Below are 19978 nucleotides of genomic sequence, written 5' to 3'. Positions count from 1 at the left end.
GCGGATGCTGCTGCAGGACACAGTTGCAGGGCGACGCACAGCTTTGAAGCATGAAACATATTAACTGGTTCATTCCCGGCGGATGGACCAGTTATTTAGATTAAGGGAGAAGTGGCATGGCAGCTTCTGATATGACAAAAGGCAGTATTATGGGACATCTGGTCCGCTATTCCATTCCCCTGATTCTGGGGAATCTTTTTCAGCTTGCCTACAACGCGGTGGATTCCATGATAGCGGGCCGGTTTATCGGGAAGGAAGCGCTGGCTGCGTTGGGAACGGCAGGGCCGGTGATGAATATTATTATTCTGGGGATTTCCGGGATCTGTATGGGATCCGGCGTGCTGATGAGCGGTTTTTTCGGGGCGGGCAGCCTGGAAGAACTGAAAAAAGAACTGTCCACCACGCTGCTGTTTGGCCTGTATTTTACCATTGGGGTGGCGGTGTGCGGGTTGTTTCTGGCCAGACCGCTGCTTGTATTGCTTCAGGTGCCGGAGGGTGTGCTGGAACGTGCATGTATTTATTTGAAAATCATTATACTTGGTTCCCCCTTCACCTATTTTTACAATGCGCTGGCGGCGGCGCTGAAAAGCGTAGGGGATTCCAGGACACCCGTCAGGTTCCTGATTTTTGCCTCTTTGCTTAATGCAGCTTTGGATTTGGTGTTTATCGGCCTGCTGGGATTTGGAATCGTATGCTCGGCGGTGACTACTGTGGTCGCGGAAGGCGTGTCAGCCGCCCTGACCTGGTATCATATCAGAAAAGCCGTCCCCATGCTCAGCCCTGATAAAAAGACATTCCGCATTGACAGACGGCTTCTGAAGACCACGCTCCGTTATGGAAGCGTTACGGCGCTGCAGCAGGCCTGTCAGCCGGTAGGAAAGCTGCTGATTCAGGGAGCTGTCAATCCCCTTGGCGTGGACGTGATTGCCGCATTCCAGGCGGTGAACCGGGTGGATGATTTCGCATTTACGCCGGAACAGAGCATCTCCCATGGAATCACCACCTTTACGGCGCAGAACCTGGGTTCCAGGCAGGATGAGGAGCGTAAACGGGAACGTGTGGGCGCGGGGCTAAGGACAGGCCTGCTGCTGGAATTTCTGTATTGGATATTTATTTTCCTGCTGGTTTATCTGGGGAGAGTACCCGTTATGAAGGCCTTTGTGACAGGAGAGGGCAGTACAGGCGTTGTGGAGGCGGGGAGCCGGTATCTGGGGACCATGGCTTTCTTTTATCTGCTTCCCGCCTTTACTAATGGGCTGCAGGGCTTTTTCCGGGGAAGGGGAAAAATGGGAATTACTCTGGCAGGCACCTTCATCCAGACAAGCCTTCGTGTGGCGGTTACCTATCTGACCGCCCCTGTTCTCGGTATTTACGGCGTGACAATCGCCTGTGCCGTAGGCTGGACGGCAATGCTGCTTTTTGAAGTGCCCTGCCTGTTCTTTTTCCGGGACAGGACGGTTAAGCAGAAAAAGTAATGTAACAATCCGGACAGGTTTGCGCATTCACTGCGCAAAACGTGAGAAAACGTGGTGGCAGCAGGCATCCGCCCCTCGCCGAAGGCGACTTATAATGGGCGGGTGCAGTAATAGTTCGGCCAAAGCCTGAACTGTTACAAAGTAAATGTTGAGAACGAAACAGCTGTTAAGAGGATAAAAAAGGAGAAAAAGATGGCGGTAAAAACGGCGACAGGCGCCTCATTGCTGGCGGCAGATTTGGAAAAAGCACAAAAATATGATATCACGGCTTACGGGGCCGTTTCGGGCGGCGATCCGGTAAAGAATACGGAGGCGGTCAACCAGGCCTTTGCGCAGGCGGCCCAAAATGGCGGCGGCACGGTCAGCGTGCCCGCAGGCGATTATAAGGTATATACGATAAGGCTTCGCAGCGGGGTGAACCTGTGCCTGGAAAAGGGATGCGTCTTACGGGCGGCCAAAACCGATATCCGGCATTCCTATGAGAAGCAGGAAGGGGAAGGCGGGAATTATGATAAGCCGGAGGTAAACCTGTACGCCGGGATACAGGATCACGGACATACTTATTATGCCAACAGCATGATTTACGGGGCGGATATTTCAGACGTAATGATTTATGGAGAGGGCCTGATTGACGGCAGCTGTTTTGAGGATGGCTTCCGCAGCTATGTGCTGCTGGGCGGCGATCCCAAAATGCCAAAGATGCGCAATGAACCGGGAGTCGGCAGTGACGGGGAATGGTTCGGCAATAAAGCGATTTCCCTGCTTCGCTGTAAAAATGTGGTGCTGAAGGGCTTCAAGCTTGTCATAGGTGGCCATTTTGCCATCATTGCGCAGGGTGTGGAAAATATGTTGGTGGAGGATGTCCTGGTGGATACGACCAGAGACGCGCTGGATGTGGACTGCTGCCAAAATGTGACCATCAGAAACAGCACCTTTAATTCCCTTACCGACGATGCGCTGGTCATGAAAGCGTCCTACGGTGCAGGAAAGTTCATGCCGCTGAAAAATGTCCTTATTGAGGACTGCCGTGTGAGCGGCTACGATGCGGGGAGCGTCGCCGCCGGCGTATACACCAGGGAAAAGCTGGTGGCTGCCGACAGAGGCGGCCCCACGGGAAGGGTGAAGCTGGGTACGGAATCCACCTGTGGCTATGAACAGGTGACGGTGAGAAGGGTCCGCTTTGAGCGGTCCCGCGGCTTCGCACTGGAAGCGGTGGACGGCTCTGACCTGACGGATATTCTTTTTACAGACTGTGAGATGGAAAATATAAGCAGTTCCCCTATTTTTATCAGGGCAGGAGAAAGAGGCCGTTTTCCGGTGACGGGAAACAGCCGGGAGGAAACGGTTGAAGCAGGGGAAGGAAATGTGCGTCTGGATAACCGGAACTGGGTGCTTCCCGCCAGGGAGGAATATACCTGTTATCCGGCAAAAAGGGATACCCCTTCTTACAGAAAAGACCGCGTCGTCAGCATTGACGGCCATTCCGCTTTTACCGTTGTCAGCCAGGAGGAACCGGCGTATGTGAATCCCGCGAATGTTGTGGAAGAGGATGGCGTTTATTATGGGAAAAAATATGATGACCACGCCGGATACTGTATTGACCGGGACAGAAAGGTGGAGGCCTGGGAGCTTCCCTGCTTCGCCAATGCCAGCGGAAGCAGCCATATGGCCAGAGTGGCAGATATAGAAATCAGCAATGTGAAAATCACCAATGCGGATCCCCGTTATCCCATATTGATTATGGGGCTGGCGGACAGTCCGGTACAGCGCGTTTCCATGAAAAATATCACCGTGGAATTCCGGGGAGGTCTGTCCATGGAGCACGCGGTGGAGCAGAGGCAGTTGAATACCAACTGGGAATACACACAGTTCGGGACCCGGCCCAGCGTACAGAGCCTTCCCTGGCTGGTGAATACATTTTTCCTGAAGGAGGAAGGGCTGCTGCCCCGCGTGGACTGGGATAAGGAAGCCGGCGGCTGGAAGGAGGATCCTTATAATGTGCCGGAACTGCCGCAGGTATATCCGGAGCCTGAAAACTGGGGAATCCTGCCCGCCTATGGCCTCTACGCCCGCCATGTGGAGGGATTGTCCCTGGAGCAGGTTTCTTTTGCCTGGAAGGTGGAGGACGGCCGCCATGCGGTGGTTCTTGATGATGCCTGCGGTGTGCGGCTGACGGAGGTATCAGCCATGGTAAAAGAAGGCGTGGAGCAGTTAGCCTTGGTGGAAAGCAATTACCGGAGGGCCACGAACAGAGAGTATATTCTGCACCAGCCCTATGTCAAAACCAGCGTGGAGGATGTCACCTTCCCGGAGAACTGGAGGGTAAAGCAGGTAGTAATCGACGCGCCTGCTCCCGGCACGCCGCAGGATGAGGGCTACGGCTTTCCCACGCTGCCCTGTCCGGAAAACGGCTATACCTATACAAAAGCTACAGAGGATTATCCCCTGCCTCTCACCGTATACCGTCCCTTTTTTGCCATGCCCGTATCAGTTTGTGGCAGAGCGGAAGAGGAGCTGACACTTCCTGTGGTGATGCGCCATCCGGCGGCGGAGGCTTCACAAAAGGAGCTGAACGGACGGATTTATAACGAAGCTGTGGAAGTGAAGGATTATGCGGTTGACGGAGTCAAAGCACAGACGCTGGTTACAGCAGAGGAACTGCCGGAGGGCGCCGTATATCTGGAGGAAGAAAAGGAAATCCGCTGGACGCCCCGCGCAGATCAAAAGGGTGAATTCCTGATCAGGCTGCGGGCGGATGACGGTGTCCTCCCGGAATATGGAACGATTAAGGTATTCATAGAGTAAGTGGGGAAAAAATATGCTTCGGATTGCCATTTGCGATGATGAGGAGTACTACAGGAATAAAATACATATGCTTCTGGATTCCTGGTTTGCCGGCCGGGGTATGGAATATACGGTGAGCCTTTTTTCATCAGGAGCCGATTTCCTTTCGGAGAAAGAAAATGCGGTCGGTTATGATGTGGTTTTCATGGATATCAACATGGAGGAAATGGACGGAATTGATACAGCAAAGCGTATCAGGCAGTTTCATTCCGATACCTGTATTGTATTTGTTACGGCATTCATCAGCTATGCGTTGGAGGGATATAAGGTGAATGCGGTGCGCTACCTCATGAAGGACACACTGGAGGCGGCCCTGCCGGAATGCATGGAAGCCATACTGAAAAAAATGCAGGTCCGGCAGGTGACTTTCCCCTTCGTGGAAGGGGAAAGGACGTTGTATACGGATAATATCCTTTATGTGGAAAGCAGAAAACATAAATCGTTTTTTTCTTATCTGGATAATGAGATCGTGAACTATCAGATCTATGACAAGCTGGATCATATCGAACAGCAGCTTGCAGCATATGGTTTCCTGCGCATCCATAAAAGCTTCCTGGTAAATATGAAGCATATCCGGAAAATAAGCAATTATGCCGTACTGATGGACTGGGGGGAAACACTTCCCGTGCCGCGCCTTAGATTCCAGGCTGTCAGGGAAGCCTTTGTGGCATATAAAGGAGCGATGTGATGGGACAGGTGATACGATGCATTATTTTGTCGCTCATGGTGGGCATCTGCGTAAAAATTTACTTTGAGACGCTGCTGGCGCGTCGGAAATGGAGGCATAAATGGGTGGAATACACGCTGCTTCCGGTACTGACAGCCGGTTTTATGCTGATTGCTTTCACCGAAATCCCTCCCTATTTCCTGCAGCCCCTCCGCCTGATACTTCTGCTTTTTGTAACGGCACAGATTTATTTTCAGGTAAAGCCGCTGCAGAATTTTATATTGTCTGTACTGTTTTGCGGCGTGATATGGATCGTGGAGCTGGTCACCGTTTCACTGCTCTATATGCTGCCCTGGCAGGATTACCTGCTGCCCGGGCTTCAGGAGGAGGCGGCATATTGCATCCTGCTGTGTCTTGTATTGCTGCTGCATCGGAGGCTGAAGGGCCGCGCGTACGTTTTGGAGAATACGAAGTGGCTGCGGTTCGGGTATTTTCCTATAATCAGCATGGCTGCGATTACGGCGGTGGGCATGATTTCCTGGAATGGGGATGAGTCGCAGAACCGTATTTTTCTTATAGTGACGGCGGGCTTCGGAATCATGAACCTGCTCGCCTTTTATTTTATATGGGAAATCCTGGTGAAGGAGGCCAAGCTGCGCAGGTTTGTCATCATGCAGGAAAAAACACGAAACCAGATGGAATTGTACCGGACAATGCAAAGCAGCTTTGAACAGCAGAAACGCTTCCTGCATGATTATAAAAATCAGCTGGGCTGTGTCCAGGGTCTGCTGGCGGATGGAAAAACGGAAGAGGCCAGTTCCTATATTGCAGGGCTTGTCGGAAGCCTTCAAAAAAGCGGGGATTACGTCAATACGAACCATCCCGCAGTCAACGTGGTACTGAACCGCAAGTATGCGGATGCGCTGGAAAAAAAGATTACAATTACCATGTCGGTCAATGATTTATCAGGGCTTACCATGAAGGAAGAGGATATAGTCACGCTGCTCGTCAATCTGCTGGACAATGCCATGGAAGCATGTGAAAAGCTGGACACAGGCAGGATTATCCGGCTGAAAATGATTCTGGAGGACGGTGGACTCACCCTTTCCGTCAAAAATCCTTTTGCAGGGACGTTAAAAAGAAAGGGAAATATCTTCCTCACCACAAAGGAGGAAAGCGCCGGCCACGGAATCGGCCTGCTGAATGTAAATGAAGTGATCCGGAAATGCGGGGGAACCTGTGTGGTAAAAGAAGAGGATGGCTGGTTTTGCTTTTACGCAGTGATACCGGCGGCAGAATAAGGCGCTTCAGGGCGCCTTTTTTTGTTGTCCGGCCGTCTTTTCGTGCAGGATGCGTTGTACGCCGCCCGGGAAGCGAATACAATAAAGGTGACAAAAAACTGCAGAAAAGGGGTAAATCGCTATGAAAAGGAAAACAGGAAAAAGAACGCGTATCAGATGGACAGTCCTGTTGCTTTTAAGTATTTGCCTGACGCTGGGCGCATGCACGGCAAAAAAGGCGGATACAGAGACATCCCCCCAGGATACCGCAAAATATGCCATGGAAGCATTAAAACAGCTGGATCTGGAAACCTGGAACCGATACACGGATAATTATGTGAGTACGGAAAAAAACTGGCTTGGCATTCCTGTCAGCAGGGAATACCGGGTTTTTAACGAACTGCTTCAGCCCGGTCTGTGGAAGGGAAAAAGATACCAGTCCAACTACCGTTTTGCCCAGGGACTTGTTAAGCATCTAACATGGAAAATTGAAGCTGTCAGGGAGAATGGCGAGTCTGCGGAAATTGACATGGTCATCAGCAACAGGGATATGAAGGATGTAACGGGCAATTACCTGATATATGTAATGGAAGAAATGCTGGATGGCGGCACCGGGATAAAGGCCATGCTGAAAAATCTGGCCGATCTTGACTATGATAAGGAACGCATGCTTCCCTTCCTGGAGGAGGCGGACGGCGTAATCAGCGTCAGGGTTACGGTTACAGCTGTTAAGAAAAACGGACAGTGGAGGCTGCATCTGAGTGACTCGTTTATCAATGCTTTTTTCGGTAACTTCATGGCAGATCAATTTTCACCGGAGGTGGAGAAGCGGCTGGAGGAACTGGAAGGTGAGTATGAGAGGAAAATAGAACAGTGGGGAGATGAATTCGGGGATAACGTAGAAAAATGGGCGGAGCGGATGTTTGAATGAAATACGCGGGCCGCGCTGCTGAGCGTACAGACAGGATGCCGCTTTGCAGCACGGCCGGGATGCGCGGGAAAAGTGGCTTTGTAAAATTGCAATCATATTTTCAGGCTTATGGTTAAGACTGCTTGCCGGCGGTTGTATTTTTATAATCGGTTCCCCAGGCCACCATGGAATCCAGGATAGGCTTCAGGCTGCGTCCAGTTTCCGTCAGCGTATATTCCACCCTGGGCGGAACCTCCGGGTAGACCTTCCTTGTGAGAAGCCCGTCCTGCTCCATGGCGCGCAGATGGCTGGTCAGGACCTTCTGCGTGATACCCGTAACAGAACGCATCAGCTCGTTAAAACGCTTGGTGCCCGACATCAGGTCGCGGATGATGAGTACCTTCCATTTATCGCCAATGAGCTGAAGCGTCATTTCCACGGGACAATCGGGTATTTTTCTGTGTGCTTCCATAAAGAGCGCCTCCTTTTGATTATTTGCAGGTAACTGTTCAGTATCTTCACAGTTACATTTACAGTATCCTTTTGTCTGTACAGCTTGTTTTATGTATTTAAAACAATTATATATTAGGAGAAAAAAAGATACAATGTTGTTTTGGAATAATCCGGTTGACATACCTAGATTATCTATGTATAATTCAAGCATAGATAATCTAGGTATTATTTTTACTGAAAAATGCTTTGAGGAGGACAGGCGGATGGACAAAAAAATGATGGCTGTGGGAACTTCCATGCTGCTGCTGAAGCTTCTGGAAAAAGAGGATATGTATGGATATCAGATGATAAAAGAGCTGGAGGAACGCAGCGAAAGCGTCTTTTCCCTGAAGGAGGGGACACTGTACCCGCTTCTGCATACGCTGGAGCTGCAGGGTGATATCGAAAGCTTTGAACAGCCGGCGCCAACCGGAAGGATCAGGCGCTATTACCGCATTACCCCCGCCGGAAGGAAAACGCTGACGGGGAAAAAGGAAGAGTGGAAAACCTATGAAAAGGCGGTTAACCTTGTGCTGGGAGGTGTGAGCCATGCGTAAAAATGAAAAAAAAGGCAGAAATACAGGCACAGACACAACAGAACGCAATGCAGTGGAGCTGTTTCTGGAGGATGTGGAAGCGCAGATTCAGTATAAACCGGCCGCCAGACGGATTAGCAAGGAGCTGTATGGTCATCTGGAGGATAAGACCGAGGAATATAAATCGGAAGGACTGGCGGAAGAGGAGGCCATGTCCTGTGCTGTCAGAGACATGGGGGATGCTGCGGCACTGGGAGTCATGATGAATGATACACACCGTGTAAAGCTGCCGTGGGTATTTATTCTTTCGGTAGTGATGGCGGTTTTATTAGGAATTGCTGGAAACATTGCGGAATATGGAAGCGGTGATTTCTCATTTGAGGAGAAGCTTTTCTGGATAGCCGGGAACAGCATTTATTTCCCTCTGGGGCTTTTGGTGTTTGCGGCGGTACTTTGGAAAGGCTATCCATGGATTGTGCGATACAGCAACAGAGTTCTGGCGGCGGCAATTTTGCTACTGTCCCTGATGATTGTGATATCAGAGCTTAATTACAGCGCGCTGGAAAGGTGGCTGGGGCGTATTGGATTTATGGCCACATACATGCTTTCTCTGCCGGTGATTATATTGACGGTACCGATAATGTTGGTTCTGGCTTATAAATTAAGAAGCTGTAAAACGGCAGGGATTATAGCTATTATGTGCCTTTTCGGGATACAATTCCTTTCTTATTCAAGAACGACGGGGACGGTTAACTTTTCATACCGTTTAGTTGCTTTTGCGGCATTCCTGATTTCCATGATCTTTATGGGTGTAAAAAAATATTTCCGTATTTCTCCCCAAAAAGCGATACCGGCAATAATTATCCCCGGTATGCTGATCGCCGGTTTATGGGGAATGGAAAACAAAGAAATGCTGAGTGATTTTTCACTGCAGTGCTTTCAGCCGGAGCTTCATGCGAAAAATGCCTGGGATGACTCCTATAACAGTATCCTGATAAGAAATCTGCTGCCCCAGGCAAAGCTTTTTGGAGGGCTTACGCTGCCGGAGGAAACTTTGAAGGATTATTATATGGCGGATTGGTATTTTGATGGCAAAGAGGACACAGAAATACCTAATAGAATTTACCGCGAAGAACATTGGAAATACACTTCAAAGAAATTGACCGATATCCTGCCGCAGCATTATCATAACAATTACCGTATTGCTTACTGGATCCTGCAATATGGCTGGGGACCGGGAATCTTTTTGCTGTTGTGTGTGGCAGCAGTGTATGCGCTGATGCTGAAGCTTATTTTAAGAATACATAATCCAATGGGTAAGGCCATATCAACTGCCTGCTTTATCTGCCTGGCAGGTCAGACAGTTCTGTATACTGCAGGAAATTTCGGATTCCAGTTTGGATGGTTTACCGCATTTCCTTTTATTTCGGAAGGTAATGTAAGTATTGTTATGAACATGATGCTTGCCGGACTGATCGCATCCTCATACAGCTACGATCATGCAATATCAGAAGAAGAGGAGCTGAAGATTTTCCGCTCTCTCAGAAAAAAGGTAACGGCCGCAGACTGACGCTCATATGATAAAAGAAAAGCGGCTGACGACAGAATGGATTTTAAGAAAAGCGAAACATATAAAAATTTGCAGCAGGCATATGACGGAGAACGTTTGGCAAGCACAAAGTACCGGCTTTATGCAGAGATCTCCAGAAAGGACGGTTATCAACAGATAGGGGATATCTTTGACGAAGCAGCCGGAAATGAACAGGCGCATGCGGAAATCTGGCTGCGTATGCTCAATGAAGATACCTTCCCCATGCTTGAGGAAATGCTGCAGGATGCCGGGAATGGCGAGCAATATGAATGGAAACAGATGTACCGGGACTTCGCAGGTACGGCGGATCAGGAGGGATTCCATGATATTGCCGAGGTTTTCCGCAGGATAGGAGAGGTGGAGAGACATTATGATTTCCGTTTTACCCAGCTTGCCGAAAATTTCAGGGAGGGATCCATTTTCTGCAAACAGGACAAGGAGGTCTGGATCTGTCTGAACTGCGGATATGTGATTTTTGGAAAATGCGCGCCGGAAAGATGCCCGGCCTGCGGGTATCCTCAGGGGTATTTCGAATTGAACTGTGAGAATTTCTGAAAATTGGAGTAAACTAAGAAGCGGTATAGGCTGAGTTAACCTATGCCGCTTCCCAGTTTGAAATGAATATACTTATAAAACCTCGACCTTACATTTATGCTTCTTATTTGTTCTGTTATAGGAGATACCTACAGCCAGAATTCTGCCGGAATACTTTGACATTTCACCAATTTTTCCCTGAAAACGCATTGCATACTTTTTATCTTTTATCTGTTGGATTGCAGCATCCGGTGTATTATCAACCTTAAGCTCTAAAATGATACAATCAGCATTTTTGTCCGTTTCTGGATAAAAGATAAAATCGACATATCCAATGCCGGCCTTTTCTTCCCGTTCAATCCGATAATTATCACGTGCAGATAAATATACAAGGTTTACAATAGCCGTCAGCTCTGTTTCATGGTGGTAGGTTAGTAAGGGAGTCTCCGTATCATGTGCTAAATCCAGTATTTTTTCCATAGTTTCGGTATCACCGGCAATTGTTGCCTGAAGCATACGATCTGATTCATTTGCCAGACGGTAAACATAACCTAAAGATGGTTCCTGCTTCAGCATATCTGAAAATTTATCCATCAGTTCTTTATTGGGAATGGATACAGTTCCGTTTTGGTAACTCAGGAATCCGTAGACCACCATAGCTGAAAATATTTCTTCTTTGGTTTTCAAGTCAGTTGAAGTCGCAGTATATTCTGAGATTTTTGCCGGAACTGCCATACCCGAAACCATTAAGGTAAGATCATCACGTACAGCCCTTATATTATTTTCAATATAAAAATAAATTTCATCATATGGCCCTGAACTGGTCCAGTAATTTGAAAGTTCATTAAATCTAAGCGCCTGTACGACAGAACGTGGATTATAAACCTGCTCTCCGGATGCCGTGTGATAACCATTGTACCATTGCTGCAGCCCTGTGCGTGTAACACGCATATCTTTGCAAGTATTCTGATATCGCAAATACAAATCATCCACTTCAGCCTGAGTAAAACCGAAATAGTCACTAAATGCCGGAGATTTCGCCATAGTAAATTCTGTAAACATATTTAGTTCAGAACCGCTTGAATATTTTGCAATAGGAAGTATTCCTGTCATATATACAAGCAATACATAAGGACGATCCTTTAACAGACTTCTTAAGAATGACAAATATGCCATTTTTTCGTTTTCTGTAATAAAAGGCTGATGGAAAATAAAATCCCATTCATCCAATACAAAAATAAAACGTATGGAACAATCATCTGTATAGATATCAGTAAGTGCATCTACAGCAGACTGCTCCTGTGCCAGTTTGGCATCAGGAAACTCTTTTTGAAGATCCTTAATTAGTCGTTCCTCAATCCGGGCGATATATTGTTCATAAGACGTACACTGCCTGGAAATATCATTAAAGGAAATATGAATTACATTGTATTTATTTCGGTATATTTGGTAATCCGCATCCTGACTTATTTTCAGACAATCAAATACATCTGCTGCATCTTGAGCTTTTGAAAAAAAAGAGGCAATCATATTAGCCATAACCGTTTTCCCAAAACGCCGTGGACGTGTGATACAAATGTAATTTGTTCCTTCATCAACCAATGGGAATAATTGTTCCAGTATCAGTGTCTTATCAACAAAATAGGGTTTTTTAGTTTCATTTTTATATAATGTATATGCAGTGCTGCTATTCAGATAAATTCCCACGTTTTTCCTCCGAATTTATTAATAAGTATGTTTTGTTCAGCTCCCGGTATTTATTCCCATGACTGTATAAGCCTCGACAAATATGGCTTAACTGTAAGAGCCTTTATATTGATTTTAATCCACGAGGGCAACGGACAAAAACTAACATATTTTATTATAGCAGAAAGGAAGGTAAAAATGTACTGCTATGAAAAATTTTTGCCTGAACTGCAGACAGAGGTATTTGTACTGGCTTGTGATAGCAAAAAGCTGTGCAGAAACGGAAGAGTGCTCAGCGTTTCTGCACAGCTAAATGAATTTAACCTGTACTATAGTGAATTATTTATTCAGGCAATCCTGCATCAGAGCATACGCGCCCTTTTCCCGGATCGTCCTTAAATCTTCGCAGACAGCTTCCTCGAGGCCGGGCAGCGTGGTCAGATCCATTCCCCAGAAGCCGGTCTGCGTGCATACCGCATGGACAAGCTCTTCGGGACTGTCATTTTTATGGGCGTCGTAGAATTCCAGTATGGATCTGTCGTCGCTGATCTGATATTTGCTTCCCTCAGGGCGGGTAGCGGTAAGACCGCTTTCCGTCAGTTCCTTTCCATTGTAGAAGGCAATATAGAAAGCCAGGGATGCGGTAAGGCAGGCAGGAAGCGTTCCTGTTTTCTCAATATATCCCTTCAGGGAAGGCAGGACTCTCGCTTTCCATTTAGAGGTTGAGTTCAGGGAAATGGAAAGGAGGGCGTGGTCAATGTAAGGATTTTTGAAACGTTCCGTTACAGATGCGGCGAAGTCCTCCAGTTCCTCTTTTGGCAGTGTGAGCGTGGGAATAATCTCCTGATAGATGGCCTGGTTCATAAAGCCCTGAATCACTGTATCCTCCATGCAGTCGCGGACAATATCCTGTCCTGACAGATAAGCGCCGAGAACCATGGAAGTATGCGCGCCGTTCAGGATGCGTACCTTACGCTGTTTGTAGGGTTTATGATCGTCGGTTACAAGGATGGGGAGGCCTGCCTTTTCAATAGGAAGCTCATCCTTGATGGACTGAGGTCCTTCGATTACCCAAAAGCCGAATACCTCCCCGGTATCCATGGCATTGTCTTCATAACCGTTTTCCTCATTCAGTGCGGAGGCTTCGGCACGGGGGAAGCCGGTGACAATACGGTCTACCAGTGTGGAGCAGAATACATTTTCACTCTGGAGCCAATGGATGAAATCCTCACCCAGGTTCCACTGGGAAGCGTATTTCAGGACGCATTTTTCCAGCTCCTTTCCGTTGTCATCGATCAGCTCGCAGGCAAGAATAATAAAGCCTTTTCCCGGTTCATTGCCAAAGGTAAGGAATCTTTGGTACAGAAACTGGGTCAGCTTTCCGGGATAGCTTGATGCGGGGCGGTCTTCAAAACGGCAGGCGGGATCATAAGTGATTCCTGCTTCCGTAGTGTTGCATGAAATAAAACGCAGCTCCGGATTTTTGGCACAGTCCATGACTGCATCGAAATCAGTGTAGGAATTCAGGCAGCGGCTTACGCAGGAAATAATCCTTTTTTTATTCACCTTTTCCCCGTTTTCACAACCGCGCAGATACAGGGTGTAAAGGCCATCCTGCTCATTGAGGGCGTTTTTCAGATCAAAAGCGCCGGGAATGGGGGCGATGGGCTGTACCAGAACCACCTTGGAATTAAAATCTGCCTTTTCATTCATATTATCAATAAAATAATCCACGAAGGCTCTCATAAAATTGCCTTCACCGAACTGAATCACACGTTCGGGCGCTTCCTTCAGAAGATAACCGTCATAACCGGCCTCCTGCAATGTCTGATAAGATAATTTGTCCATATTGTTTTTCCTCCTATAAAGTAACGCCTTGTTTGAAAATAGCCATATCGTGGAAGCCGGCGGCTTCTGATTTTACCTGTTCTCCGTTCGCCACACGGATGACGTACTGAAACAGCTTTTCTCCCAGCTCCGTAATGGAACCGCCGTTTACGAGAGTACCGCAGTCAAAATCGATCCAGTTCTTTTTCTTTTCCCCAAGCTGGGAATTGCTGGAGATTTTTACCGTAGGTACAGGGGAGGCAAAGGGAGTGCCCCTGCCTGTGGTAAAGAGTACGATCTGAGCTCCGGAGGCCGCAAGGGCGGTGGAGGCTACCAGATCATTCCCCGGTGCGCTTAGAAGGTTCAGGCCTTTCGTTTGTACCGTTTCGCCGTAGCCAAGAACGCCGCGTACCGGAGCGGAACCGGATTTCTGGGTACAGCCCAGGGATTTGTCCTCAAGTGTGGAGATGCCGCCTTTTTTGTTGCCGGGAGAGGGGTTCTCATATATGGTCTGGTTGTGGTTTTTAAAATAATTCTTAAAATCATTAATGAGATCCACGGTCTGCGCAAAAAGCTGTTCGTTTTCACAACGGTTCATGAGCAGCGTTTCCGCACCGAACATTTCGGGAACCTCGGTGAGGATAGTGGTGCCTCCCAGGGATATCAGCAAATCGGAAAAAGCGCCTACCGCAGGATTGGCGGTGATGCCAGAAAGACCGTCCGACCCTCCGCATTTCATGCCGATGACCAGCTCGCTTAGGGGAATCGGCTCCCGTCTGGCTTTTCCCGCATAGGCGGCAAGCTGCTTAATCAGTGCAAGGCCTTCGGCAATTTCATCCTCGCATTCCTGGGCAACCAGGAATTTAACCCGGTTTTCATTGTAAGGGCCTATGTATTTTTTCAGCTCTTCTATATTGCTGTTTTCACAGCCGAGGCCTAAAACGAGAACTCCTCCCGCGTTGGGATGGTTCACCAGATCTGCCAGGATGCGGCGGGTGTTTTCCTGATCCCCGCCCATCTGTGAGCAGCCGTAGGGATGGGGGAAAGCGGCAATGGCATCCAGATTATCCTGTAAGAAGCCCTGCGCCCGATCTGCAATGGAGGTGGCCACATTGTTGACGCAGCCTACGGTGGGAATAATCCAGATTTCATTACGCACACCGGCACGGCCGTCTTCGCGGCGGTATCCATAAAAAACTTCGTATTCGGAATCATGAATGCATTTGTCCTGTCCGTTTCCCATATTGGAATCTGCTCCGGGCTGATAAGTATAGGTAAGGACATCGCCCAATCCGGTTTTCAGGTTGTGGGTGTGCACCCAGCTTCCCTGTGCGATTCCCGTAATGGCAGTTCCAATGGGGGCGCCGTACTTAATGACCGCTTCGCCCGCCGATATGGGAAGAAGCGCAAATTTATGTCCCTGGGGGATGTCCTCCTTCAGGGTGAACTGCAGGTCATCCAGCCTGATGACGGTTCCGTTCGAAAGCGGCTGCAGCGCCACGGCCACACTGTCCTTGGGATGAATGCGGATAAATGTCTGCATACTGATATGTACTCCTCCTGAATTAATAATTTGTAAGAGCTTACATTTAAAGTACACCTCTTTTTACAGCCAGTCAACCCGTTTTTCATAAAAAAGCCATTCCTCACCAAAACTTTATACATTCTGCCTTATTTGTTAGAAATAATTCATGAGAAAAACAGTGAAAAGAAATTGATTTTACAGCTGTCCGGCAGGATGGCCCAACTGCTGCGCCATCTGCGTGAACAAGCAGCAGCGGGCAGGCAGCCAGTTGTGCAGCGTTTTTAAATGGGCGGAAGCCAGCAGTTGGGAAGTGATGGAACAGTGGCTTGATTTTTATAGAAAAACAGGATATAATGAAAGAAAAAATGTAAGCATTTACATAACCAGGCGGGATCCAAAAATATCCCGTGCCTGTATGCAGACAGGAGCAAAGGAGCAATTATGAAACCTTTTATGGACAAAGACTTTTTATTAAGTACGGATACCGCACGTACCCTTTTTCATGAAATCGCGGAAAAAATGCCGGTATTGGATTATCACTGCCATATCAACCCGCAGGAAATTGCGGAGGACAGGAAATTTGAAAATATCACGCAGGTATGGCTGGGCGGCGATCATTACAAATGGCGTCAGATGCGTTCCAATGGTGTGGAGGAATACTATATTACAGGAAACGCGCCCGACAGGGAAAAATTCCAGAAATGGGCGGAGACGCTGGAGAAGGCAATCGGCAATCCCCTGTATCACTGGAGCCATCTGGAGCTGCAGCGCTTTTTCGGCTATTATGGCGTTTTAAACGGAGATACGGCACAGGAGGTATGGGATCTTTGCAATGCAAAGCTTCAGGAGGACAGCATGAGCGTCCGCAACCTTATCAGGCAGTCTGCCGTAACACTGATTTGTACCACGGATGATCCGGCGGATGATTTGAAGTGGCATAAGGCCATTGCTGAAGACAGCAGCTTTGAGGTGCAGGTCCTTCCCGCCTGGCGTCCGGATAAGGCCATGAATATTGAAAAGCCTGATTATGCCGATTACCTGGACAGACTGGGAAAGGCCGCGGGCATTGAAATCGCATCCTTTGCGGATCTGAAGGCGGCTCTCCGGAGGCGCATGGATTATTTTGACAGCCTTGGCTGCCGGGCAAGTGATCACGCGCTGGAGTATGTGATGTATGTCCCGGAAACGGAAGAAACGGTGGAGGCGGTTTTTGCAAAACGGCTTGCCGGAGAAAGGGTGACGAGACAGGAGGAGCTTGGCTTCAAAACTGCGTTTATGACCTTTGTTGCAGCGGAATATGCGCAGAGAGGCTGGGCGATGCAGCTCCATTACGGCTGCAAACGAGACAATAATACATCCATGTACCAGCTGCTTGGACCGGATACGGGATATGACTGCATCAATAATTATGCGCCCTCCAGCCAGATGGCGGATTTCCTGAATGCGCTTAATATGGCGTCCAGCCTTCCTAAAACCATTATTTACAGCCTGAATCCCAATGACGATGAAGCGATCGGCAGTATCCTGGGCTGTTTCCAGAATTCCGATGCCATCGGCAAGATCCAGCAGGGTTCCGCCTGGTGGTTTAATGACAATAAAACTGGCATGCAAAAGCAAATGACCTCGCTTGCCAACCTCGGGCTGCTGGGCAACTTCATCGGTATGCTGACCGATTCCAGAAGCTTTCTATCCTACCCCAGACATGAATATTTCCGCAGAATCCTCTGCGATCTTATCGGCGGCTGGGTAGAAAATGGAGAATACCCTTATGATAAAAAGGCGCTGACAAAGATGATTAAGGGAATATCCTATAATAATGCAGTGAATTACTTTGGATTCAAGTTGGAAGAAAAGTAGTATTGCAGCATTGTCCTGTCATGCAGCCATTTTAAATGGTTGCATGCCGAAACAGTTCAGGTATCTGAGCTGTTTCGGATGAAAAGAAGGATAAAGCGGAATCTGTAACGGAATTTCCGAAAACAGCTTGACTGTTTCCCGGTTTGGATTTAGAATGAGATAGAAACGTATGTTTGGGGTCGAGCGAAAGGCCCTGTTGATTGGGGAACGCAAGGGGGATATGCATATGGCAAAGGTTTCCGTACCTGTTTCTAATGAATTCTGCCCACAGTGCCTGTATTTGTACGGCACCTATAAGGAAAATGGAGAACCGAATTACGGTGTTTTCTGCTGGGCTACCTACTGCTGGGACGAAGGGCTTAAATTTGTTGCCTGTATTGGGGAAAACAAGCTGACCCGCGACAGAATACGCGCGACAGGCATTTTTTCCGCATCCGTAGTGAATGAAGCGCTGCTGCCTGCAGCTGATTACTGCGGCAACCATCCGGGTTATGATTTTGATAAGTCAAAGGAAATTCCGTCTGTAAAGGGAGCGGTGCTTGATGTACCCGTTCCGGTAAGCGGCCCGTGGACGTTTGAACTGGAAGTGGACAAGACACTTCGCCTGGATGAAAGAAATGAAAGCGAGATCTATATCTGCAAAATCAGAAATGTCCTGACTGAGGAAGGGCTTACCGATGGGCGGAGCTTTGAAGAACGCCTGAAAGAAGCCGCGCCGGTAATTGCCCTGTCCACGAAGTATTTTCCTGTAAAGCCGGAGGCTTTAGGCGATTGGGGACAGTGGAAAGATAAGCATTAATGGATATGGAACGAAGAACCAGAAAAATGGAATTTAGAGCGGACGGTGTTGGTAAAGGCTGCATTTAAGCTGGTTCTTGAAAAAGCGATCTCTGAGATATGCAGGGATCGCTTTTTCCATTGAAAGAGATTAACATTGTGGTAGATAAGATTAGAAAAGTCGAAATCGGAAGGTATAAGCGAATGAATCAATTAGAAATACATACCAGCAGGTTAATAATAAAGCATTTTGATAAATCAATGTATGAACGAGTGCACCTTAATTCTTTGGATGATAATACCCGGAAATTTCTGCCGGATGAGGTATTTGAATCCAAAGAAGATGCCGCAAGCAAAGTAACGCTTTTAATAGAATGTTACAAGAATGATGAAGGGCCGTATGTCTATCCTGTTTGTATGAAGAATGGAGAAAATATAGGATATGTACAAGCTGTAAAGTTCGGAAAAGATTCATGGGAAGTTGGTTATCAGATAGCAGAGCGATACAGAGGAACTGGTATTGCAGTAGAAGCAGTTAAAGCTTTTTTGCCTGAAATATTAATAAGACTTAAAATAAAAGAAATCTGGGGTATATGCAGAGGGGACAATAATGCTTCACGCAGAGTACTTGAAAAGTGTGCGTTCCTATTGCAATATAAACGTGTACAGAACTATAAAGGAGAACCACACGAAGTATATTACTATTTATATAAAGGCTGAACTGGGTTAAGGGACAATAAATGGCATTATTTATTTCATGCGGCGGTGGCCATTAAAAAAATGATTTCTGGCGAAGCATCGCTGAGATAGAGCTTGCCAGAAACATGGTTATAGAGTTAAAGGGTATTAGTTATTCTCTCGAAACAAAACGTTTTAGGGAAGTAAAGGATTTCCCCGCAAAATCTAATTTGTCGTTTCCCGATGAATCAGGTCAGCAGAAAACATAGTCCGGGCAGGGATATCCTTGCCGTCCAGCACCTGCATAAGCAAAGATACGGCAGTGGTGCACATAAATTCCACGCGGTTGTCAACCGTGGTGATTTCAGGGGTGCTGCAGGTGGAAAGAAGAGAGTTGTTATAGCCGGTCACCTGAAATTCTGCGGGAATCTTTTTTCCCTGGGATAACGCGTATTTTACCGCGCCCACGGCCAGCTCATCATCGGCTGTTATGCATGCATCAAAGGTAAGATCTTTTTCCAGCCCTGCAAGGAATGTCATAGTATCGTGGACAGGCGCCGGGCAGGAAAATGCGCGTCCTTTTCCGTCCGATATGCCGTTCTTTTCACAGGCCTCCTGAAATCCGGCCAGTTTCCTTTTCCCGCTGTAGCTCAGGCTGCGGTAGAGATAGACAGGGGAACGGGAACCGCGCTTGATCAATGTGTCCGTCATTTCACTCACTGCCAGACTGTCATCACAGAGCACGGAATGAATGTTATCGCCTGCCAGATAACCGTTCAGAATAAAAACCGGCACCTTGCCGGCGGCCTCAAAGAGATAAGCATTATTTTTTTCAGTATCCTCCACGAAATTGGAGCCGACAAAAAACAGGGCATCCACATTGCGTGACAGCAGAAGCTGAAGATATTTTTTCTTCTCTTCCAGCTGATAGCCGGTACAACAGAGCATGGAAGCATAGGAATGATAGCGAAGCTCCCGTTCCAGATAATAAATAGCGGAAGCCAGGTATACATCGGAGGAATCCGCGCAGAGAATCCCTACGGTATGCATGGAATTCAGCCCCAGGCTGCGCGCAAAGGCGTTTGGCGTGTAGCTGTTTTGTTCCATGACCTTCAGAACCTTCTCCCTGGTGGCGGGGCTTACCTTGTCGCTGCCGTTTAAAACCCGGGAAACCGTTGCGATGGACACACCGGCCTGCTTGGAAATATCATAAATATTCATATCAAATCCATTCCTTTTTTATTTTGCTCTTTGTCCGGCGAAGGCCGGTAGCTGTTTATGATGTAAGCGCATACATTT

General features: G+C 47.8%; 16 protein-coding genes. 11 read left to right on the top strand and 5 right to left on the bottom strand.

Annotated features, from left to right (window positions below; translation table 11 throughout):
• Positions 1-116: 116 nt before the first annotated feature.
• The 5 genes from HMPREF1548_RS10485 (at position 117) to HMPREF1548_RS10465 (ending at position 7197) form a co-directional block, all read left to right on the top strand.
• Positions 117-1475: an MATE family efflux transporter gene (locus HMPREF1548_RS10485; protein ID WP_021636027.1), complete on the top strand. Its 1359-nt coding sequence runs from the start codon at positions 117-119 to the stop codon at positions 1473-1475.
• A 192-nt stretch (positions 1476-1667) separates the two neighbouring features.
• The gene (locus HMPREF1548_RS10480; protein WP_021636026.1) at positions 1668-4280 is read left to right on the top strand and encodes a glycoside hydrolase family 28 protein; all 2613 of its coding nucleotides are present in this window, start codon (positions 1668-1670) and stop codon (positions 4278-4280) included.
• A 13-nt stretch (positions 4281-4293) separates the two neighbouring features.
• Positions 4294-5007: a LytR/AlgR family response regulator transcription factor gene (locus HMPREF1548_RS10475; protein ID WP_021636025.1), complete on the top strand. Its 714-nt coding sequence runs from the start codon at positions 4294-4296 to the stop codon at positions 5005-5007.
• A complete protein-coding gene (locus HMPREF1548_RS10470; RefSeq protein ID WP_021636024.1) occupies positions 5007-6287 on the top strand; it encodes a sensor histidine kinase in 1281 nt (426 codons plus the stop codon). The genes HMPREF1548_RS10475 and HMPREF1548_RS10470 overlap by 1 nt, the downstream gene beginning before the upstream one ends.
• 121 nt (positions 6288-6408) lie before the next feature.
• Entirely contained in the window at positions 6409-7197 is a 789-nt protein-coding gene (locus HMPREF1548_RS10465; RefSeq protein WP_021636023.1) for a hypothetical protein, read from the top strand.
• A gap of 112 nt (positions 7198-7309) precedes the next feature.
• On the opposite strand, the gene HMPREF1548_RS10460 is transcribed toward HMPREF1548_RS10465, so the two are convergent.
• Positions 7310-7648, bottom strand: coding sequence for a winged helix-turn-helix transcriptional regulator (locus tag HMPREF1548_RS10460; protein ID WP_035321677.1), 339 nt, complete (start codon positions 7646-7648; stop codon positions 7310-7312).
• A 244-nt stretch (positions 7649-7892) separates the two neighbouring features.
• Between HMPREF1548_RS10460 and HMPREF1548_RS10455 the strand changes: the two genes are divergently transcribed.
• Genes HMPREF1548_RS10455 through HMPREF1548_RS10445 form a run of 3 tightly spaced genes read left to right on the top strand, consistent with a single transcriptional unit; the run spans position 7893 to position 10350 of the window.
• Positions 7893-8225 (top strand): PadR family transcriptional regulator, encoded by a 333-nt coding sequence (locus tag HMPREF1548_RS10455; RefSeq protein ID WP_035321676.1) that lies wholly within the window; start codon positions 7893-7895, stop codon positions 8223-8225.
• Positions 8218-9774, top strand: a complete 1557-nt coding sequence (locus HMPREF1548_RS10450; RefSeq protein WP_021636019.1) for a permease prefix domain 1-containing protein — start codon at positions 8218-8220, stop codon at positions 9772-9774. The genes HMPREF1548_RS10455 and HMPREF1548_RS10450 overlap by 8 nt, the downstream gene beginning before the upstream one ends.
• 36 nt (positions 9775-9810) lie before the next feature.
• Complete coding sequence (locus tag HMPREF1548_RS10445) at positions 9811-10350, top strand: rubrerythrin family protein (protein ID WP_021636018.1); 540 nt, start codon at positions 9811-9813, stop codon at positions 10348-10350.
• Positions 10351-10422: 72 nt separating this feature from the next.
• Here the strand turns inward: HMPREF1548_RS10445 and HMPREF1548_RS10440 are convergent, their stop codons facing one another.
• The 3 genes from HMPREF1548_RS10440 to HMPREF1548_RS10430 all read right to left on the bottom strand — a co-directional run bounded on the left by HMPREF1548_RS10440 (position 10423) and on the right by HMPREF1548_RS10430 (position 15385).
• On the bottom strand, positions 10423-12036 hold the full coding sequence (locus HMPREF1548_RS10440; protein ID WP_021636017.1) for an AAA family ATPase: 1614 nt from the start codon (positions 12034-12036) through the stop codon (positions 10423-10425).
• Positions 12037-12354: 318 nt separating this feature from the next.
• The gene (locus HMPREF1548_RS10435) at positions 12355-13863 is read right to left on the bottom strand and encodes a tagaturonate reductase (protein ID WP_021636016.1); all 1509 of its coding nucleotides are present in this window, start codon (positions 13861-13863) and stop codon (positions 12355-12357) included.
• Positions 13864-13876: 13 nt separating this feature from the next.
• On the bottom strand, positions 13877-15385 hold the full coding sequence (locus HMPREF1548_RS10430) for a UxaA family hydrolase (RefSeq protein ID WP_021636015.1): 1509 nt from the start codon (positions 15383-15385) through the stop codon (positions 13877-13879).
• 423 nt (positions 15386-15808) lie between these two features.
• On the opposite strand from HMPREF1548_RS10430, the gene uxaC reads away from it, so the two are divergent.
• From uxaC to HMPREF1548_RS10410, 3 genes are all read left to right on the top strand, one after another.
• Positions 15809-17224 carry a glucuronate isomerase gene (uxaC, locus tag HMPREF1548_RS10420; RefSeq protein ID WP_021636013.1) on the top strand — a complete coding sequence of 472 codons (1416 nt, stop codon included), beginning with the start codon at positions 15809-15811 and terminating at the stop codon, positions 17222-17224.
• A gap of 169 nt (positions 17225-17393) precedes the next feature.
• Entirely contained in the window at positions 17394-18023 is a 630-nt protein-coding gene (locus HMPREF1548_RS10415; protein WP_021636012.1) for a flavin reductase, read from the top strand.
• A gap of 137 nt (positions 18024-18160) precedes the next feature.
• A complete protein-coding gene (locus tag HMPREF1548_RS10410) occupies positions 18161-18721 on the top strand; it encodes a GNAT family N-acetyltransferase (protein WP_286137921.1) in 561 nt (186 codons plus the stop codon).
• 183 nt (positions 18722-18904) lie between these two features.
• On the opposite strand, the gene HMPREF1548_RS10405 is transcribed toward HMPREF1548_RS10410, so the two are convergent.
• Positions 18905-19900, bottom strand: coding sequence for a LacI family DNA-binding transcriptional regulator (locus tag HMPREF1548_RS10405; RefSeq protein ID WP_021636010.1), 996 nt, complete (start codon positions 19898-19900; stop codon positions 18905-18907).
• Positions 19901-19978 lie beyond the last annotated feature (78 nt).

Origin of the sequence: Clostridium sp. KLE 1755 (genome assembly GCF_000466465.2) — a bacterium.
GTDB lineage: Bacteria > Bacillota > Clostridia > Lachnospirales > Lachnospiraceae > Eisenbergiella > Eisenbergiella porci.
Note: the sequence above shows the minus strand (reverse complement) of the source record. Positions and strands in the feature narration are given on the sequence as shown.

Bases quoted from the DNA above. Each gene is read 5' to 3' on its own strand.
- HMPREF1548_RS10485 (WP_021636027.1), top strand. From the start codon at position 117: ATGGCAGCTTCTGATATGACAAAAGGCAGTATTATGGGACATCTGGTC.
- HMPREF1548_RS10480 (WP_021636026.1), top strand. From the start codon at position 1,668: ATGGCGGTAAAAACGGCGACAGGCGCCTCATTGCTGGCGGCAGATTTG.
- HMPREF1548_RS10475 (WP_021636025.1), top strand. From the start codon at position 4,294: ATGCTTCGGATTGCCATTTGCGATGATGAGGAGTACTACAGGAATAAA.
- HMPREF1548_RS10470 (WP_021636024.1), top strand. From the start codon at position 5,007: ATGGGACAGGTGATACGATGCATTATTTTGTCGCTCATGGTGGGCATC.
- HMPREF1548_RS10465 (WP_021636023.1), top strand. From the start codon at position 6,409: ATGAAAAGGAAAACAGGAAAAAGAACGCGTATCAGATGGACAGTCCTG.
- HMPREF1548_RS10460 (WP_035321677.1), bottom strand. From the start codon at position 7,648: ATGGAAGCACACAGAAAAATACCCGATTGTCCCGTGGAAATGACGCTT.
- HMPREF1548_RS10455 (WP_035321676.1), top strand. From the start codon at position 7,893: ATGGACAAAAAAATGATGGCTGTGGGAACTTCCATGCTGCTGCTGAAG.
- HMPREF1548_RS10450 (WP_021636019.1), top strand. From the start codon at position 8,218: ATGCGTAAAAATGAAAAAAAAGGCAGAAATACAGGCACAGACACAACA.
- HMPREF1548_RS10445 (WP_021636018.1), top strand. From the start codon at position 9,811: ATGGATTTTAAGAAAAGCGAAACATATAAAAATTTGCAGCAGGCATAT.
- HMPREF1548_RS10435 (WP_021636016.1), bottom strand. From the start codon at position 13,863: ATGGACAAATTATCTTATCAGACATTGCAGGAGGCCGGTTATGACGGT.
- HMPREF1548_RS10430 (WP_021636015.1), bottom strand. From the start codon at position 15,385: ATGCAGACATTTATCCGCATTCATCCCAAGGACAGTGTGGCCGTGGCG.
- uxaC (WP_021636013.1), top strand. From the start codon at position 15,809: ATGAAACCTTTTATGGACAAAGACTTTTTATTAAGTACGGATACCGCA.
- HMPREF1548_RS10415 (WP_021636012.1), top strand. From the start codon at position 17,394: ATGTTTGGGGTCGAGCGAAAGGCCCTGTTGATTGGGGAACGCAAGGGG.
- HMPREF1548_RS10405 (WP_021636010.1), bottom strand. From the start codon at position 19,900: ATGAATATTTATGATATTTCCAAGCAGGCCGGTGTGTCCATCGCAACG.